The sequence below is a fragment of the Mycobacterium sp. URHB0021 genome, from assembly GCF_054057895.1.
The window spans coordinates 715,145-730,690 of the sequence record NZ_JBSRZT010000002.1 but is presented as its reverse complement, the minus strand read 5'-3'; the positions used below and the strand labels follow the sequence as shown (position 1 = coordinate 730,690).

At 66.7% G+C, this 15,546-nt stretch carries 15 protein-coding genes and 1 pseudogene; 6 read left to right on the top strand and 10 right to left on the bottom strand.

The genetic code is table 11. The features are described 5' to 3' along the window. Window positions 1-18 precede the first annotated feature (18 nt). A complete protein-coding gene (locus ACVWWN_RS05675) occupies window positions 19-687 on the top strand; it encodes a glycine betaine ABC transporter substrate-binding protein (RefSeq protein ID WP_457143025.1) in 669 nt (222 codons plus the stop codon). A gap of 181 nt (window positions 688-868) precedes the next feature. Continuing rightward, window positions 869-2,155, top strand: coding sequence for a DUF222 domain-containing protein (locus tag ACVWWN_RS05670; RefSeq protein ID WP_457143024.1), 1,287 nt, complete (start codon window positions 869-871; stop codon window positions 2,153-2,155). A 301-nt stretch (window positions 2,156-2,456) separates the two neighbouring features. Here ACVWWN_RS05670 and ACVWWN_RS05665 read toward each other — a convergent pair whose 3' ends face one another. The 6 genes and pseudogenes from ACVWWN_RS05665 to ACVWWN_RS05640 form a co-directional block, all read right to left on the bottom strand. Further along, a complete protein-coding gene (locus tag ACVWWN_RS05665; protein WP_457143023.1) occupies window positions 2,457-2,612 on the bottom strand; it encodes an MFS transporter small subunit in 156 nt (51 codons plus the stop codon). After that, the gene (locus ACVWWN_RS05660) at window positions 2,609-3,991 is read right to left on the bottom strand and encodes an L-lactate MFS transporter (protein ID WP_457143022.1); all 1,383 of its coding nucleotides are present in this window, start codon (window positions 3,989-3,991) and stop codon (window positions 2,609-2,611) included. The genes ACVWWN_RS05665 and ACVWWN_RS05660 overlap by 4 nt, the downstream gene beginning before the upstream one ends. A 410-nt stretch (window positions 3,992-4,401) precedes the next feature. Continuing rightward, window positions 4,402-5,325, bottom strand: a complete 924-nt coding sequence (locus ACVWWN_RS05655; RefSeq protein ID WP_457143021.1) for a class I SAM-dependent methyltransferase — start codon at window positions 5,323-5,325, stop codon at window positions 4,402-4,404. Window positions 5,326-5,451: 126 nt separating this feature from the next. After that, the gene (locus tag ACVWWN_RS05650) at window positions 5,452-6,399 is read right to left on the bottom strand and encodes an LLM class F420-dependent oxidoreductase (protein WP_457143020.1); all 948 of its coding nucleotides are present in this window, start codon (window positions 6,397-6,399) and stop codon (window positions 5,452-5,454) included. Beyond that, window positions 6,396-7,034 (bottom strand): HD domain-containing protein, encoded by a 639-nt coding sequence (locus ACVWWN_RS05645; RefSeq protein WP_457143019.1) that lies wholly within the window; start codon window positions 7,032-7,034, stop codon window positions 6,396-6,398. The genes ACVWWN_RS05650 and ACVWWN_RS05645 overlap by 4 nt, the downstream gene beginning before the upstream one ends. 120 nt (window positions 7,035-7,154) lie before the next feature. Continuing rightward, window positions 7,155-7,511, bottom strand: a pseudogene (locus ACVWWN_RS05640) (helix-turn-helix domain-containing protein); the annotation flags it as partial. A gap of 591 nt (window positions 7,512-8,102) precedes the next feature. Between ACVWWN_RS05640 and ACVWWN_RS05635 the strand changes: the two are divergent. Beyond that, complete coding sequence (locus ACVWWN_RS05635) at window positions 8,103-8,978, top strand: endonuclease/exonuclease/phosphatase family protein (RefSeq protein WP_457143018.1); 876 nt, start codon at window positions 8,103-8,105, stop codon at window positions 8,976-8,978. Here ACVWWN_RS05635 and ACVWWN_RS05630 read toward each other — a convergent pair. After that, entirely contained in the window at window positions 8,944-10,137 is a 1,194-nt protein-coding gene (locus tag ACVWWN_RS05630; RefSeq protein WP_457143017.1) for a metallophosphoesterase, read from the bottom strand. The two genes, ACVWWN_RS05635 and ACVWWN_RS05630, sit on opposite strands and share 35 nt — an antisense overlap. Before the next feature lie 50 nt (window positions 10,138-10,187). On the opposite strand from ACVWWN_RS05630, the gene ACVWWN_RS05625 reads away from it, so the two are divergent. Continuing rightward, the gene (locus ACVWWN_RS05625; RefSeq protein ID WP_457143016.1) at window positions 10,188-11,180 is read left to right on the top strand and encodes an enolase C-terminal domain-like protein; all 993 of its coding nucleotides are present in this window, start codon (window positions 10,188-10,190) and stop codon (window positions 11,178-11,180) included. Here ACVWWN_RS05625 and ACVWWN_RS05620 read toward each other — a convergent pair. The 3 genes from ACVWWN_RS05620 to ACVWWN_RS05610 are packed head-to-tail and all read right to left on the bottom strand — an operon-like array spanning window position 11,177 to window position 13,369. Continuing rightward, the gene (locus ACVWWN_RS05620; RefSeq protein WP_457143015.1) at window positions 11,177-11,593 is read right to left on the bottom strand and encodes a DUF5313 domain-containing protein; all 417 of its coding nucleotides are present in this window, start codon (window positions 11,591-11,593) and stop codon (window positions 11,177-11,179) included. The two genes, ACVWWN_RS05625 and ACVWWN_RS05620, sit on opposite strands and share 4 nt — an antisense overlap. 25 nt (window positions 11,594-11,618) lie before the next feature. Next, window positions 11,619-12,110: a MarR family winged helix-turn-helix transcriptional regulator gene (locus tag ACVWWN_RS05615; RefSeq protein WP_457143014.1), complete on the bottom strand. Its 492-nt coding sequence runs from the start codon at window positions 12,108-12,110 to the stop codon at window positions 11,619-11,621. A gap of 47 nt (window positions 12,111-12,157) precedes the next feature. Next, on the bottom strand, window positions 12,158-13,369 hold the full coding sequence (locus ACVWWN_RS05610; RefSeq protein WP_457143013.1) for a metallophosphoesterase: 1,212 nt from the start codon (window positions 13,367-13,369) through the stop codon (window positions 12,158-12,160). A gap of 101 nt (window positions 13,370-13,470) precedes the next feature. On the opposite strand from ACVWWN_RS05610, the gene ACVWWN_RS05605 reads away from it, so the two are divergent. Beyond that, a complete protein-coding gene (locus ACVWWN_RS05605) occupies window positions 13,471-14,541 on the top strand; it encodes an aldo/keto reductase (protein WP_457143012.1) in 1,071 nt (356 codons plus the stop codon). Between the two features lie 92 nt (window positions 14,542-14,633). Then, entirely contained in the window at window positions 14,634-15,545 is a 912-nt protein-coding gene (locus tag ACVWWN_RS05600; protein WP_457143011.1) for an SAM-dependent methyltransferase, read from the top strand. Window position 15,546 lies beyond the last annotated feature (1 nt).

Sequence of the window (15,546 nt, the reverse complement as noted above, 5' to 3'; positions counted from 1 at the left end):
ACACGATCGAGGAACCGAATGATCGCACATGGTCACGAGATGGAGCGCACCGCGGCACCGCACGAGGAGATGTTCCGGCGGATGGGTCGAGGCGAAGTCGACGTGCTGGTGTCCGCCTGGTTGCCCACGAGCCACGGCCGCTACCTCGCCCCGTTCGCCGAGGACGCACATGACGTCACCGTGCTGTACGAGCCGCACTGCCTCTGGGGCGTAGCCGATTTCGTGCCGGAGGACGCCGTCGCCGAGGTCGCTGATCTGCTTCGGCCGCCGGCATTGGACCGGATGGAGTGCCTGATCCAGGGCATCAATCCCGGCGCAGGTATCAGTCGCTTCTCCTCGGCCATGGTCGTGGAGTACGGGCTCAGCGCGGCCGGCTACGAATTCCGAACCGGGGCCGAGGAGCAGTGTTTCGGCCGCTTCGAGGATGCGGTCGCCAAAGGGCGCTGGGTCGTGATCCCGCCCTGGCATCCGCAGTGGCTACATCACCGTTATCGCATCCGAGAACTCCGCGAGCCGAAGGGGGCTCCTCGGTGGCACGGATCGAGCGACGTTGATCATCCGCAAGGACGCCGAACAACGCGTCGGAGCTGCGGCGCTCGGGGAGCTGAGAACGCTGCACCTCGGCAACGCCCGGGTGAGCGAACTCGACGACCTGTTACAACGGGACAAGTGTTGCTGAGTCGTTGATTTGTTTGCCGTAGTTGGCGGCGGATTCGAGTATTTGGTCGGCGGTCCTGGTTCAGATGTTGAGTTGTGGTCCGCGCCCCCGATCCTCTCACGCCGATCGGGTTGTGCCTGTTGGCATCTGATGGCTTGACCGGGACTCGGGTGGCCCGAATTTGTCGTACCCCTCTGTGATGATGGGGTTATGTCGTCGACCGCGTCGCTTGAGGTGCCGGTGGTGCGGGCTGGCGAGCGTGTTGAGGTGTTGTTCGGGGAGTTGTCGGAGTTGGCGGGGCAGCGCAATGCCATTGATGGGCGCATTGTGCAGATCGTCGCGGAGTTGGATCACGACGGGTTGTGCGGGTCGACCGGGGCGCGCTCGATCGCGGCGTTGGTGGCCTGGAAGCTGGGCGCCTCGTCGGGCAACGCCGCCACGATCGCCGCCATCGCGCACCGGTTGCCCGGGTTTCCGCGCTGCGCGCAGGGGATGCGGGAGGGTCGGCTGTCGTTGGATCAGGTCGGGGTGATCGCCGGCGGCGCCGCCGATGGCTCTGATGAGCATTATGCGGAGTTCGCCCGTGTCGCCTCGGTGTCGCAGCTGCGCACCGCGGTCAAACTCGAACCCCCACCCGAACCCGACCCCGACGCCCAGCCCCAGCCGCAGCCCGAGCCGGAGCCGGAGTCGGAGCCGCGGGTTTCGATCAGCTCCACCTCCGATGAGCAGTTCTGCTATTACCGGATCACGTTGCCGCATCTCGAGGCGGCGAAGTTCGACGCGGCCCTGGGGTCTCATCGTGAGGCCCTGGTCGCCGAGTGGAAACGCGATCACGCCGCCGGCGGCGACGCGTCCGGGCGGCGGCCGCCGCTCCCGTCCACCGGCGCGGCGTTTCTGCGGCTGGTCGATGCCGGCTGGGACGCCGAGGCGGCGGCCCGCCCGCACGGCGCGCGGACCACCGTGGTGGTGCATGTGGATGTGCACGACCGGGTGGCGCAGCTGCATCTGGGTCCGCTGCTCACCGCTGCTGACCGGCGTTACCTGACCTGTGATGCCACCTGCGAGGTGTGGTTCCAACGCGCCGGGGCGCCGATCGGGGCCGGGCGGGCGTCTCGGGTGATCAGCCGCCGGCTGCGCCGCGCCCTGGAGTACCGCGACCGCACCTGCGCGGTGCCCGGGTGTGCGGCCACCCGGGGTCTGCATGCTCATCACCTGTGGCATTGGGAAGACGGCGGCCCCACCGAGCTGGACAACCTGGTGCTGCTGTGCCCCTACCATCACCGGCTGCACCACCGCGGCGGCATCACCATCACCGGACCCCCAGCCCAGTTGTGCGTCACCGACAACGCCGGCCGCACCCTGAGCCCGGGATCGCTGGCCCGCCCCCCAACCCGACCCCCACCGGCGGTCCCACCGTATCCGGGACCCACCGGTGAACGCGCCCACTGGTGGTGGTATCAACCCTTCCAACCCCAACCACCACCCCCACCCAACTAAGTCGAGTCACCAGGGTCGGTTACCGCCGCCACGATATCGACGCGCAATCGGGTTGGGGCGTACCGAAATACGTGCGTAACACGCGGGCAGTTACCGCATGGTGGAAACCACGGCAGACAACCAGATCTCGCATCGCCGCCGACCGCTATCCGACGCCCTCACCAAGATCCGCGCGCGCCTGAGCGCGCTGTCGGGCCTGCAAGCGCGTCTGCTCACGCTCGTCATCGGCCAAACACCGGTTACTGCAATCAGACTCGGCACCCGATTCCAATTTCTGACTCCGAATCAACGCTTCACGACACTAGCCGGAAAACAACCCGGGGATCTTGAGGACGAGTTGCACCAGACCGTAGCAGAAGGGCACCCCAACCCAGATGCAGCCGACCGCGCCGAGAATGATATTCCGAGACGAGGAGCCCGCTGCGGAATCGGCTGTCGTTGAACCCTGTTCGCTCATGCTGTACCCCTGGACGCTACGGTGCGGGCGGCAGCCTCGACACGCGGGTCGGACAGTTCGGTCGATAGTGGTTTCGGTGTCTTGATCAGCTCGTTGCAGACGACCGCGACGAGCAGCAGCACGATCATGATGATGAAGGACAGCTGATACCGGTCCGGTCCGACCACGCCCGCGTCGATGCGGTTGTCGGCGATCGCGTTGACGATCAGTGGCCCGAGGACACCGGCGGTAGACCACGCGGTGAGCAGCCGGCCGTGAATCGCACCGACCTCCTTGTAGCCGAACAGATCCCGTAGATATGCCGGAACCGTGGCGAATCCGGCACCGTAGAAGGACAGCACCAGGATGCAGGCGACGAGGAACACCGGCTTACTGGTGTCGGCGACCAGAATCAGCGTCAGATACAGCAGCGCCCCGACGCCCAGGTAGAAGCGGTACATGTTCTTCCGTCCGAGGACGTCCGACAGCGTCGACCATCCGATGCGCCCTGCGGAGTTGGCCAGAGACATAATCGCGACAAATCCGGCTGCCGCAGCGGCCAGCGCCTTGGGAGACGTGGCGTCCGGGAAGTAGTCGCTGTAGATCGGCGCCGCACGCTCGAGAATGCCGATGCCGGCGGTGACGTTGAAGCACAGCACAACCCAAAGCAACCAGAACTGTGGGGTTTTGATGGCCTGGTTGGCCGTGCGGTCCGGGCCGGCGGGACGGTTCTGCCGTGCGGTCTGCGCCGCGACGCTCGATACTTGCCAGTCCGGCGGTGGGGTTCTGATCAGCAGAATGCCCATCGTCATGAACACGGCGTACACCACACCCATGATCAGGAACGTCTGCGCCAGCCCGGAGCGGTCGGTGCCGAACCACGACATCAGTTGAGAGGACCAGGGTGACGCGATCAGCGCTCCGCCGCCGAAGCCCATGATCGCGAAACCGGTTGCCATGCCCGGGCGGTCCGGAAACCATTTCATCAGTGTGGACACCGGAGAGATGTATCCGATGCCCAGACCGATGCCACCGACGACGCCGTAGCCGATGACGATCAGCCACATCTGCCCCATCGCGGCAGCCACCGCGGATATCAGCAAACCGGTGCAGAAGCAGACCGTCGCAACCGTCATCGCCCAGCGCGGGCCGCGGCTGTCGACCGCAGTGCCGAACACGGCCGCGGCGAGCCCGAGCATCACGATTCCGAACGTGAAGGGCAGCGCACTGACCACGCCCGACGCACCGAGGGTGGCCTGCAAGGGGAGCTTGAAAACGCTCCAGGAATAGACACTGCCGATCGCCAGATGGATCGAGAGCGCGGCCGGCGGAACGAGCCACCGACTCCATCCGGTTGGCGCGACGACACGGTCGGGACGCAGCACGGCAGCAACGGACAACGTTGTGACTCCCTTAAACCATTGAGCACCAGCGCTCGTGGATCCATGCACTCACACCCGGGCACCCGCATCTGGTGAGGTTGCGAACGTGCCGGATGCAGACATTAGCCTGCGCCATGAAGGCCGACAAGTCATGAATGCCGGCCATCCGACTCGCAGCGTTGGTCGAAACCCCTTGGCATATATCGAAGCAACGGCGGCAAGCGCAGTCATGCACAGGGAAGTGCTCGTGCAGCAACTCGGGCCGGCAAGTCCTGCAAGGTAAGTCAGCCGATGCCGCCGGAGGCCTTCCCGGATCGCGAGCGCGGGCATGTGGTGTCGATTGGGCCGGCGAGGAACACTACAGATCGCACGGTCGCGGCAAGCTGGGAGATCGCTGTGGCTTCGGAAAGTGGTGGATGCTGTCGCGACTACTGACGTTGCGCGATCACATAGGTGATTGCCGCAAGATCCGGGGCTCCCTCGATGGTTACGGGCACCTCTCGACCGTGGCGGGCGAACAGCTCCGCCGACGTGGTTCCGGTGGTTGTCCAACCGCGATCACCGAGGTAGTCGGCAACATCGTTTCGTTCCCCGGAATACAAGAGATCGGTCATTTCGACATCGAATCCGTGTTTGCGCCAATTCTCCACCGCGCCGTTCAGGCCGTTCTTGAATGCGTCGGCGCTCTCGGCCCCGCCTGGCATGCTCTCGCAGATCAGCCAACTGCCTTTCGGACTGAGTGCGGTGATGTTGTCGAGCAGCTGATCCTGGGCATCGCTGGGCAGGAAAGGAAGCAGCCCCTCAGCACTCCAGGCGGTCGGCAACTTCGGGTCGAAGCTCGCCTCTTGCAGCGCCGCCGGCCAGTCATGGCGTAGATCCACCGGCACGCCGCGGCGCCGCGTCGCCGGCCTGGCGCCCAGTTGCGTCAGCGCATCTGTCTTGAAGTCGACCACGTCCGGCTGGTCGATCTCGTAAACCGTTGTGCCGGAAGGCCATGGCAGTCGGTAGGCGCGTGCGTCGAGGCCCGATGCCAGAATCACCGCCTGGCGGACTCCCAGCCGTCCCGCGTCGAGGAAGAAGTCATCGATGAGACGGGTGCGAACCGCCATCATCCCCGCCATGCGCGCCATGCCGAACGCGGCTTCTCCATCGACGTCATGCGGATCCAGGTCACCCGTGGCGAGCCGGGTGAAGAACTCCACTCCGACGGCGCGCACCAACGGCTCGGCGAAGGGATCGTCGATCAGGGGGTCGGGTGCTCGACTGGCCAGGGCCCGGCCCACCGCCACCCCGGTCGCGGTGGCCCCGACGCTCGTCGCCAGATCCCATGTGTCGTCTTCGGCGCGTGCCATGCGGTTCCTCCACGGTCTCACTCAACGGTCCGCAAATGTACCCTCCGCGTCTGGCCGGAAGCTGTGGCAATTAGCGGTGATCGACGCACAGTCGGGCGGGCGGCGTTGCTGGTCAAGCGCTTTCGGTCAGGCGGACCCTGGGCCGGACAGGCTCCCCAACAGGCCGGCCGTGCGGTCGTGCTCTTCGACCGTGGTGAACCCCCACGCGTTGCCGATGAATTCGGTGGCGCCTGCGTCTTGTAGGCGTTTGATTTGCTTCTCGACGACCGCTTCGTCACCGATGATGGCGAGCTCGCCGGCTTTCTGCGCTCCTTCACGTTGCAGGACAGCCGCGTAGGCGGAGAACTGGTCGTACATCGCCAGATGGGCCAACGCACGCCGGGCGACATCGTCGGGGTCGTTCGTGACACAGACCGGAAGACTCGCGACGACTCTGGGTGAGGTTCTTCCTCGATTGGCCGCCGACAGGGTCGGCACGATGTGCTGTTCCAGGGTGCGTGGACCGGCCAGCCAGGTAATGGTGCCGTCGGCCAGTTCACCGGTGACGCCAAGCATGGCCGGACCCAGCGCGGCAACGAGGATCTGAGGTGGCGTGCTCCCCGGCACGTGTCCCGGGAAGCCGGAGGTGTCGGCGACGAGCGTGCGGCCGCGGTAGGAAACCTCGCCGCTGGGAAGCAGCGAGTTGAGCACTTCGAGGTACTCCCGGAGGTGGCTTGCGGGCCGCTCGAACGAATAGCCGAATCGGTGTTCGATCAATTCACGGTGCGACACCCCCAGACCGAGGCGCAGGCGGCCGTCGAGCGCGGCCTGGACGGTCTGCGCCTGGCTGGACATCACGATCGGATGCCGCGGATAGATGATGGTCACCGCGGTTCCCACGGTGACATCGGCGACTTCACGGCCGATCACCGCGGCCGCGGTGAGCGCGTCGATATCGAACAGCTGGCCGAGCCACAGCGAGGCAACGCCGGTGCCGGCAGCCAGGCGCGCCCGGGCGATGAGGTCGTCGATCGCGTTCGGCACATCGGGCGCGGGTGGCGCCAGGGCCAGCCCGATGGGTATGGCCCCGTTCACTCTGTCCACGCTTTGTTCTGCACGACCTCAACGAAGTCTTTGCGTTTGAAGCCGGGTGAGAAGTGAGCGAGCACGTCGGCGGTGATGGCACCGAAGGTGGTGTCGGGGCGGTCCTTGAAGCCCGCGGCGAAGGTGGGCAGCGACTTGCGCTTGAAGTCCAGCCGGGGGTGCGCGGTGATGACTTCTTTGATGGCGACGGGGTCGAGCAGGTCCAGTCCGGCTCCGTCGACGTCGGTCTCCACGCCCGCTGCAAGCAGGGCGATCTCGGGTTCCATGAAGACCGGGATGCCGTGGGTAGTGTGCAGCGCGATCGCCGACCAGACGCGGCGGATGTCGTCATCGGGGATGTCGTGACCCTTCAGAAAGTCTCGTGCGGCATCGGCGCCGTCGACCTCGAATCGCTGGTGCAGATTGCGGTGTCCCTCGACGAGGCCGAGGTCATGGAACATCGCGGCAATGTAGAGCAGTTCGGGGTCGGCATGCCGGTCGCGCTGCTGCCCGTGCAACATGCCGAACAGGTAGGTGCGCCGCGAGTGGTGAAACAGCAGCGGTGATTCGGTGTCGCAGATGAAGTCGGTCGTTTCCCTGGCCATCCTGGAGTCGGGGATGACGATGCCGGCGATCATTTCAGCCATGGTGTCTCCCTGGGAAGGTTGCTGTTGACCCAATACCGCGATCATCGCGCCGATCCGGTTGGGCGCGCATCCGCCGGTGCACAGTGCGATTGGCCAGTTCCCGACGGCGTGAATCGTCGGTCAGCGAAGCGGCGTCTCGGCGACCGCGGGCAGCACCTGCCCGAGCTGGCCACGCGACGAGATACCCAGCTTGGTGAAGACCTTGCGAAGGTGGTACTGCACGGTCCGGGCGCTGATGAACAGCCGGGTGCCGATCTCCGGATTCGACAGCCCGTCGTTGGCCAGTCGCGCGATCTGCGCCTCCTGGGCGGTGAGTTCGACACGTGGCCCGGTCTGAGGATCGCGTCGCGCAGCGGCTTCCCCCGTCGCGTGTAGTTCGCGCCTTGCGCGCTCCGCGAACGCTGCCATCCCCATCGTTTCCAGCATGCGGTGGGCGTCGCCCAGATGGGCGCGCGCCTCGCTGCGACGACGTTCTCGAATCACCCGACCTATATCGGGATGTATGACGGTCAGCTCATCCTGCGATGCCGTGGTCACGGTCGGCACGATGCAGACCGGCTTCAATACCGGGGCGTTCACCGCCCAACCCGACCCGGCGCGCAGGATCGACATCGGTCTGCACAGCACTACGGTCGCGGGGCCGTCTGTCAGAACGTCGAAATGGCCGCCATCCTGCGCGAACTCGCCGGGCGCGACTGGGGCCCGCGCGACCCGGCCGGTGTCGTCGGCGTGACGGCAGATGTGTTGCTGGGGCGCGGGTGCCGCACAGGCCGCGCCTGACGCCGGACACCACCACGTCGCGAAGATCGGTGACCGGGTGGGCCTCGACGGACCCGATACCCGGCCCGACAGTTCGGGCAACATCGGCAACCCGAACGACCTGCCCCCGATGCGGCGATTCAACCCGCCGCCACGGGCGACGTTCGAGCCCGCGCCACCCGTGTCCGAACCGCCTGTTCCACCCCCGCCCGTTTCGAAGCCGACCACCTCTCGTACCGGCCGCCATCGATGCGCCGGTCCAGCGGTCCCCCACCACGCTGACGGAGCCCGTCGGGGAGTATCGAAGCCGTGTTCCATCTCCGGCGTCGCATTCCTGTGGAAAGGTACGACGCCGCGTCGAACAGTTGGGGCGGTGTCGATGGTGTCGAGGACGCGGCCGACGTCGACCGCGACGACCTGACGGTGGCGACGTTCAACGTGTGGTTCGACGACTACTTCGCCGACCAGCGCTATCGGGCGATCGCGGATCTGCTGTGCCGGGAATCGCCGGACATCATGGTGTTTCAAGAAATCACGCCGGCCGCTCTGAGGATCTTCCTGACCCAGCCGTGGATCCAGGAGCACTATCGCCGGGCCGCGGTCGCCGGTGGCAGAGCCGGCAACTACGGCCTGCTGATGTTGTCCCGGCTGCCGGTCGCGCAGGTCACCTACGCCCGACTGCCGACCCGGATGTCACGCGGTTTCCTGCGGGCCGAGTTCACCGTCGGCGGCCGCCCGTTGGTGGTCTGCTGCGTTCATCTCGACAGCGGAAAGCGATCGGTCCGGCTGCGTGGCCGGCAGTTGCGCCGGGTGTTCCGCGCGCTGAGACGGTCCGACGACGCGGTGGTCCTCGGCGACTTCAACATGCGCGACAGCGAGGACGCGCGGATCGCCGCCCCGTACCGCGATGTGTGGCCGATGCTGCGGCCGACCGACGACGGGTTCACCGAAGACACGGCCATCAATCTGATGCGCTACGACAGCAAGAACAAACACCGGCAGGTCCGTTTCGACCGCGTGCTTCACAAGGGTCATCACTGGATCCCCACCAGCATCGAACTGCTTGGCACCCAACCCATTTCATCGTCGCACCCGCGCGTGTTCCCGTCCGATCACTTCGGCGTGCTGTGCCGTCTCGTCCGGCGCCGGCCTACCGTTGGTCGCGACGCAGCGTCAGCACCGTGATCTCGCTGGGTGCGAAGACCCGGAACGGCGGGCCCCAGAATCCGGTGCCACGACTGGTGTAGAGCTGGGTCCGTTCACCGTGTCTGCTCAACCCGTGCACGACGGGCTGATCCAGTCGTACCAAAAAATTGAACGGCCAGATCTGCCCGCCGTGGGTATGGCCGGAGATCTGCAGGTCCACGCCCGCTGTTACCGCCTGGGGGACCTGCTTGGGTTGATGCGCGAGGAGCATCACGGGCAGTGCGGGATCGGTATCGGCAAGGGCGGCGTCGAGATTCGCTCCGTGTCCGTCCACGCCGGAGGCTCGGGCCGTCGCGTCGTCCACACCCGCGATGACGAGCCTGTCCCCCTCGCGTTCCACGACGATGTGCCGGTTGTGCAGCACGTCCCAGCCGATGCGCTCCATGTAGTCGAGCCAGCCCTGCGCCTCGCTGATGTACTCGTGGTTCCCCGTCACGTACACCCGCGCGAGCCGTGCCCGGACCGCGGCCAGTGGCCGGGCCTGAGGCTCCCTAACCTCCGCGGTGCCGTCGGCGATGTCTCCGACGTGACACACGACGTCCGGTTCGAGTTCGTTGACGCGGTCGACCACCGAGGCGGACCAGCGTGAGCGATCGATCGGCCCGAAGTGGGTGTCGGTGATGACCGCAATCTGCAGGCCGTCGAGGCCGTGACCCAGCCCCTGGATCGCGACATCGAGGCGTCGCGTGCGCGGAACCCGCATCGCCTCGGCGTAACCCCACCCGAGAAGGAGGACCACGACGGCGACGACCACACCGGCGACCAGACGCGACCTGACCGGATCCTCGACACCGGCCGCGAGCAGTACCAGGCGCAGCAACTGGGCCAGCACCGACCAGACGAACAACACCCACACCGCACCGAGCAACGCGTCGGCGATCGCCGCCACCCGGTCCAGGTGCCTGCGGCCGTGGCCCACCATCATCAGTGCGGGCAACCCGGCGAAGGCCGCAACGAAGACGAGTGTGCCCGCCACCACCACTGCGGTCGGCCATTGCGTGCCCGCCGACAGCACCGTCCACCACGGCACCCCGAACAGGATCAACAGGATCGCCGACACTACGATCAGCCGGCGCCACCGGACCCGTGGCCGGCCACGCGCGACCGATTCCACCTCGGCGGCAGGCGTCTCTTGCATTCCCGCGAGGGTACCGTCGCTGGCCGCGCACCCGCTAGCGTTGTCTCTCAGTGAAGACACTGATCGACTTCGACGGCGCCGTCGTGGTGGCCATCCCGGTGGCCGGCGGGTTCGGCGAGGCCGGCGCCCGCGAGTGCATGCTCATCGAAGGTCCCCAGGGGTGGGGCGAGTTCAGCCCACCCCCCGACGCCGATGATGCGCGTGCCGCGCGATGGTTGAGTACGGCGACGGAACCGGGCACGGTGGGTTGGCCGGACCCGGTGCGCGGCCGGGTCCCTGTCGCGGTCAACGTCCCGGCGGTGGATCCAGAGGTGGCGCATCGACTCGTACGGGATTCCGGATGCCGCACTGCGACCGTGGCGGTCGGCGGCCGTGGCGGATCGCCGACCGATGACTGCGCGCGTCTGGAAGCGGTGCGTGACGCGCTCGGTCGCGGCGGCCGGATCCGCTGTGCCGTCGACGGGCGGTGGGGCGTCGACACCGCGGTGGCGGCGATCCCGGCCATGGCGCGCGCGGCAGGCGCGCTGGACTACGTGGCGCAACCGTGCGGCACCATCGCGGAGTTGGCCGCGGTGCGCCGCAACAGCGATGTCCCGGTCGCGGCCGACGTGTCGGCCATCGAGTCCCGTGATCCCTCGGTTGTCGCCGACGCCGCCGACCTGGTGGTGCTGACGTGCGGGGCGCTGGGGGGAGTCCGCCGATCGCTGCGGCTGGCCGAAACACTCGGTGTGCCTTGCGTGGTGGCATCCGGACATGAGACCAGCGTCGGGCTCGCCGCCGCGGTGGCGCTGGCCGGCGCGCTTCCCGATCTTCCGTTCGCCGCTGAGGTGGGCCGGCCGCCGTGGGTGATGGGCGACGTCGTAACGGCCGGACGCTCACTCGTTCCGATGGACGGTTCATTGCCGGTCGCGCCGATGCCGCCTGCGCCCGATCCCGAACTGCTGGACCGATACGCCGTCACCGACGGCGACACCCTGGAGAGGTGGCGGCTGCGGCTGCGGCGTGCCCGTGCCGCGGGGTCCTCGAACGGCTCAGCAGGCTAGAAAGGGCTGCTGTTCTGCTGCCACTTGGCCTCTTCCGGACGCGGGCCGAAACGCCGGGCGTAGTCCTCGTGCATGCGGGCGTCTTTCCTGCGCTTGATCGCGTCGACGAGATTCGGGTCCAGTCCGTGCTGCCCCAACCGGTATCGCCGCCAGATCTTGTTCAGCGCCACCGACATCAGCACGGCCCAGATAAAGAGGGGCGCGGTCATCTCGAGATGCACATAGAGCGAGGCGGGCAGTAGCCAGAACGGAGCGAGGATGACAAATGGTGGTATCGCCATCCGGATGATGTGGCGGCGGACAGCGCCACGGCCGGCCAGATCCTCTTCCACCCAACGATGCATCGAGTTGGGCAGGCGTTTTCCGTAGGCGTACGCGACGTATTGAAGGGGGGTGGGTCGGGTGGTGGCCATGGTGGCTCCTGACTGTTCGATGGGTTCACAGATTGAGCGCGCCGGCAGCCAGTGCTGCGGTGTTGACGCGGGTGAGCACGCGGCGCAGTTCCTCGAGTTCGGTCAGCTCGACACCGAGGTGTGCCACGACGGCGGGCGGGATCTCGAGCGCACGTTCACGCAATGCGAACCCGGCCTTGGTGAGTTCGACATCGGTGGAGCGCTCATCTGCGGCGTTGCGGTTGCGGGTGATGTAGCCCAGTGCCTCAAGGCGCTTCAGCATCGGCGACAAGGTGGCCGAATCCAACTGCAGGGCCATGGCGATCTGCTTGACCGACAACGGCGGGTCGCCCTCAGCCGATGCCTTGCGGTGATCCCACAGGGTCAGCATCACCAGGTACTGCGGATGGGTGAGATTCAATGGCTCGAGCAGTGGCCGGTAGATGGACAAGACCGCCCGGTTGGTGACTGCCAGCGCGAAACACACCTGCTGCTCCAGCGCGAGGGGATCGATATCGGGTGCCGTCGTGGTGCTCACAATTAGATCGTACACTAACTATTAGTGTGCTATCAAAGTCTGATGCGTCACACTGCCGCGGCCGGCGAGCCCGGCTGAAGGGAGATCACCGTGATGTCCGGCGGCGCGCCGACCCGGACCGGCGGACCCCAGAACCCTGCGCCCCGCGTGACGTAGAGCTGCGTGTCATCGACGACGGACAATCCGCTCAACGACGGCTGAACGGCGCGGACGATGTAGTGGAACGGCCACATCTGGCCACCGTGGGTGTGCCCGGACAGCTGCAGATCCACTCCGTGCACGGCGGCCTCGGATACCTGGATCGGTTGGTGGGCAAGCAGAACCGTCGGCACGGTCGAACGCAGTCCCGACAGCGCCCGGTCGAAGTCCGGCGGATCCGAGTGCCTGCCACCGGTAACGTCGTTGACACCGGCCACGTTCAAAGAGGCTGAGCCGCGGCGGATAACCGTGTTCTCGTTGCGCAGAGTGTGCACGCCGAGACGGTCGAGTTCGCGCAGCCACGACATCGTATCGGGGACGAAGTATTCGTGGTTGCCGGTGACGAAGAAGGCGCCTTCCCGGGAATGCAAGTCTCGCAACGGTTCCGCGGCCGGGCCGAGCTCCTCGACCGTTCCGTCCACCAGATCGCCGACGATCGCGACGAGGTCGGGCGCCTCCTCGTTGATCATCCGGACGATCCGCTCGATCTGTGCACGACCCGTCAGCGGGCCGAGGTGGATGTCGGACACCACGGCAATGCGGAATCCGCTCAACGCGGCATCCAGCCCGCGCAGGCGCACCGGCAGCCGCAATATGTCCGGCGGCCCGAGCGCGGTCGCCGCACCAACGCCGACGATGCCCAGCGACGCCGCTCCGGCGGCGGCCGCACCGGCCCGGGCGAGAAACAGACGCCGATCCACCTGGAGCGATAGCCGGAGCGATTCGTCGACCACCGGCGCCGCGGGGCTGCTTACTTCACACAGCCGGCGTTTCGCGCGGCCGCGCAGCACCAGCCGAACCGGCTCGAGCACGAGCAACGTCAGAAAGAGGTAGCCGACGAGGCCGAACCAGAGATAGCCGGGCCACGCGAACCACGTCGACCCGGCCACCGCCACAATGCGCGGCAGGATCAGCGCCGCAAACAACAGCGCCATGAGCGCGACGAACGCGGCCGTCAGGATCCACCGTGTGCGTCCCGCCCGGGTCGTGTCCTTGATCATCCGCTTCCACAGGTACAGGTGCATGAGCCCGAGGACCGCGCCGAGAAGAGCGATGAACATGCACGTCCTTCGAGTCGATTGGATTCACAGCTTAATTCGGCCAGCAACCCTGCTCCGTGCGACGTCGGGAGACCCGAACCCAGGAATCTAGGATGGTGACCATGACCGAGGAGCTCGCGATACCTGTTGTCCCTTTCACCCACGACCCCTGGGCCGCGTCGCGGGAGCGCTATAGCGAGATGCCGTACCGGCGGGTTGGCTCGTCGGGACTTCTGCTGCCGGCGATCTCACTCGGGCTCTGGTACAACTTCGGCGACAACCGGCCGTTCGACGTGCAGCGGGAGGTGCTGCGATACGCGTTCGACCGTGGCATCACCCACTTCGATCTGGCCAACAACTACGGGCCGCCGTACGGCTCGGCCGAGGAGAACTTCGGCCGGATGTTGCGTCGCGACTTCAAGCCGTACCGCAACGAGCTGATCATCTCGACCAAGGCGGGTTGGGACATGTGGCCGGGGCCGTACGGTCAACTCGGCGGGCGGGCCTATCTGCTCGCCAGCCTTGACGAGTCGCTCGACCGCCTCGGGCTCGACTACGTCGACATCTTCTACTCGCACCGCATCGATGCGACGACACCGCTCGAGGAGACGATCGGCGCCCTCGACACCGCGGTGCGGGCGGGCAAGGCGCGCTATGTCGGGATTTCGTCGTACTCGGCCGCCAAGACCGCGGAAGCGGCGACGATCGCGGGGCGCCTGGGCACCCCGCTGGTGATACATCAGCCGTCGTACTCGCTGCTCAACCGGTGGATCGAGGGCGGCCTCACCACCGAGCTCACCAATGCCGGTATGGGTGCCATCGCATTCACCGCGCTCGGCCAGGGGCTTCTCACCGACCGCTATCTACAGCAGCCGGCGGCCAACATCGACCGGGCAACCGCGCGTCCGACCTTCGACGACGACGTGGTGACCGAGGAGGTCCGCGACCGTCTGCGCGGTCTGGCCGGCATCGCGAAGCGACGTGGCCAGTCACTGGCGCAGCTCGCGCTGGCCTGGGTGCTTCGCGACCCCAGCGTCGCATCGACACTCGTGGGAGCGTCGAGCGTCGCTCAGCTGGAAGAGAACCTGGGCGCGCTGTCGAATCTCGTCTTCACAGCCGACGAGCTCAGCGAAATCGACCAGTACGCATCGGATTCCGGCATCGACCTGTGGCGTGAGAGTTCCGACGTGTAGCAAACGCTGCCGCGCGCAACGAACTAAAGCCCCGAGTTGCGACGTTTACCAGGCTGGGTGTGCCGCCCGGCGTGCCGGTTGAGGGGTAGACGATGGCACGTGCGGACGGCGACACCTGGGACCTGACGAAGACGGTCGGTGCGAGCGCCACCATGGTGGCCGCGGCGAGAGCCGCGGCCAGCAAGCGCGCCGATCCGGTCGTTGACGACCCGTTCGCCGAACCGCTCGTCCGCGCCGTCGGGGTCGACTTCTTCACCCGGTTGGCCCAGGGCGAACTCGACTTCGACGACATCGGCGGTGAGCCGGGATCCGGTTGGATGCCAGATCTTTTCGGCATCCGAGCCTGGTACTTCGATGACTTCTTCAGCACCGCATGGGAGACGGGGATACGTCAGGTCGTCAATGTCGCCGCCGGCCTCGATTCGCGTGCGTATCGCTTGGAATGGCCCGACGACACCACCATCTATGAGGTGGATCGGCCGGAGGTGGTGGCGTTCAAGAACTCCACTCTGAGGGACCTCGGCGCTACCCCGACCGCGGACCTGCGCTCGGTGGGCGTCGACCTGCGTGACGATTGGCCGGACGCTCTGAGCGAAGCGGGCTTCGACCGCACGCGGCCCACCGCGTGGATCGCCGAGGGGCTGTTGATCGGATTCCTGTCGGGCGAGGACCAGGATCGACTTCTGGATGACATCACTGATCTGAGCGCTCCTGGCAGCCAGCTGGCCACCGACTACCTGCCGCTACCCGCCGAGGCGCTCGGCTCGCAAATGCGGGCGATCAGTGAGACCTGGCGACAGCACGGCGCCGACGTCGACTTCGGCAACCTCTACTACAGCGGTGAACGCAATGACGTTGACAGTTACCTGAGATCGCAGGGATGGGACACCACGAAAACGACCGCGAGGCAACTGTGCGAGGGCGCGGGTGTCAGCCAGACCCCGGACGGTGTCGATGACACGGCGGCGAGTGCGATCCTCTACGTGACCGCCACCCGACGATAGG

Coding starts and splice junctions, on each gene's coding strand:
- ACVWWN_RS05600 (WP_457143011.1), top strand. CDS start 14,634: ATGGCACGTGCGGACGGCGACACCTGGGACCTGACGAAGACGGTCGGT.
- ACVWWN_RS05665 (WP_457143023.1), bottom strand. CDS start 2,612: ATGAGCGAACAGGGTTCAACGACAGCCGATTCCGCAGCGGGCTCCTCG.
- ACVWWN_RS05630 (WP_457143017.1), bottom strand. CDS start 10,137: ATGCAAGAGACGCCTGCCGCCGAGGTGGAATCGGTCGCGCGTGGCCGG.
- ACVWWN_RS05675 (WP_457143025.1), top strand. CDS start 19: ATGATCGCACATGGTCACGAGATGGAGCGCACCGCGGCACCGCACGAG.
- ACVWWN_RS05670 (WP_457143024.1), top strand. CDS start 869: ATGTCGTCGACCGCGTCGCTTGAGGTGCCGGTGGTGCGGGCTGGCGAG.
- ACVWWN_RS05605 (WP_457143012.1), top strand. CDS start 13,471: ATGACCGAGGAGCTCGCGATACCTGTTGTCCCTTTCACCCACGACCCC.
- ACVWWN_RS05645 (WP_457143019.1), bottom strand. CDS start 7,034: ATGGCTGAAATGATCGCCGGCATCGTCATCCCCGACTCCAGGATGGCC.
- ACVWWN_RS05610 (WP_457143013.1), bottom strand. CDS start 13,369: ATGTTCATCGCTCTTCTCGGCGCGGTCCTCGGGCTCATGCACCTGTAC.
- ACVWWN_RS05620 (WP_457143015.1), bottom strand. CDS start 11,593: ATGGCCACCACCCGACCCACCCCCCTTCAATACGTCGCGTACGCCTAC.
- ACVWWN_RS05655 (WP_457143021.1), bottom strand. CDS start 5,325: ATGGCACGCGCCGAAGACGACACATGGGATCTGGCGACGAGCGTCGGG.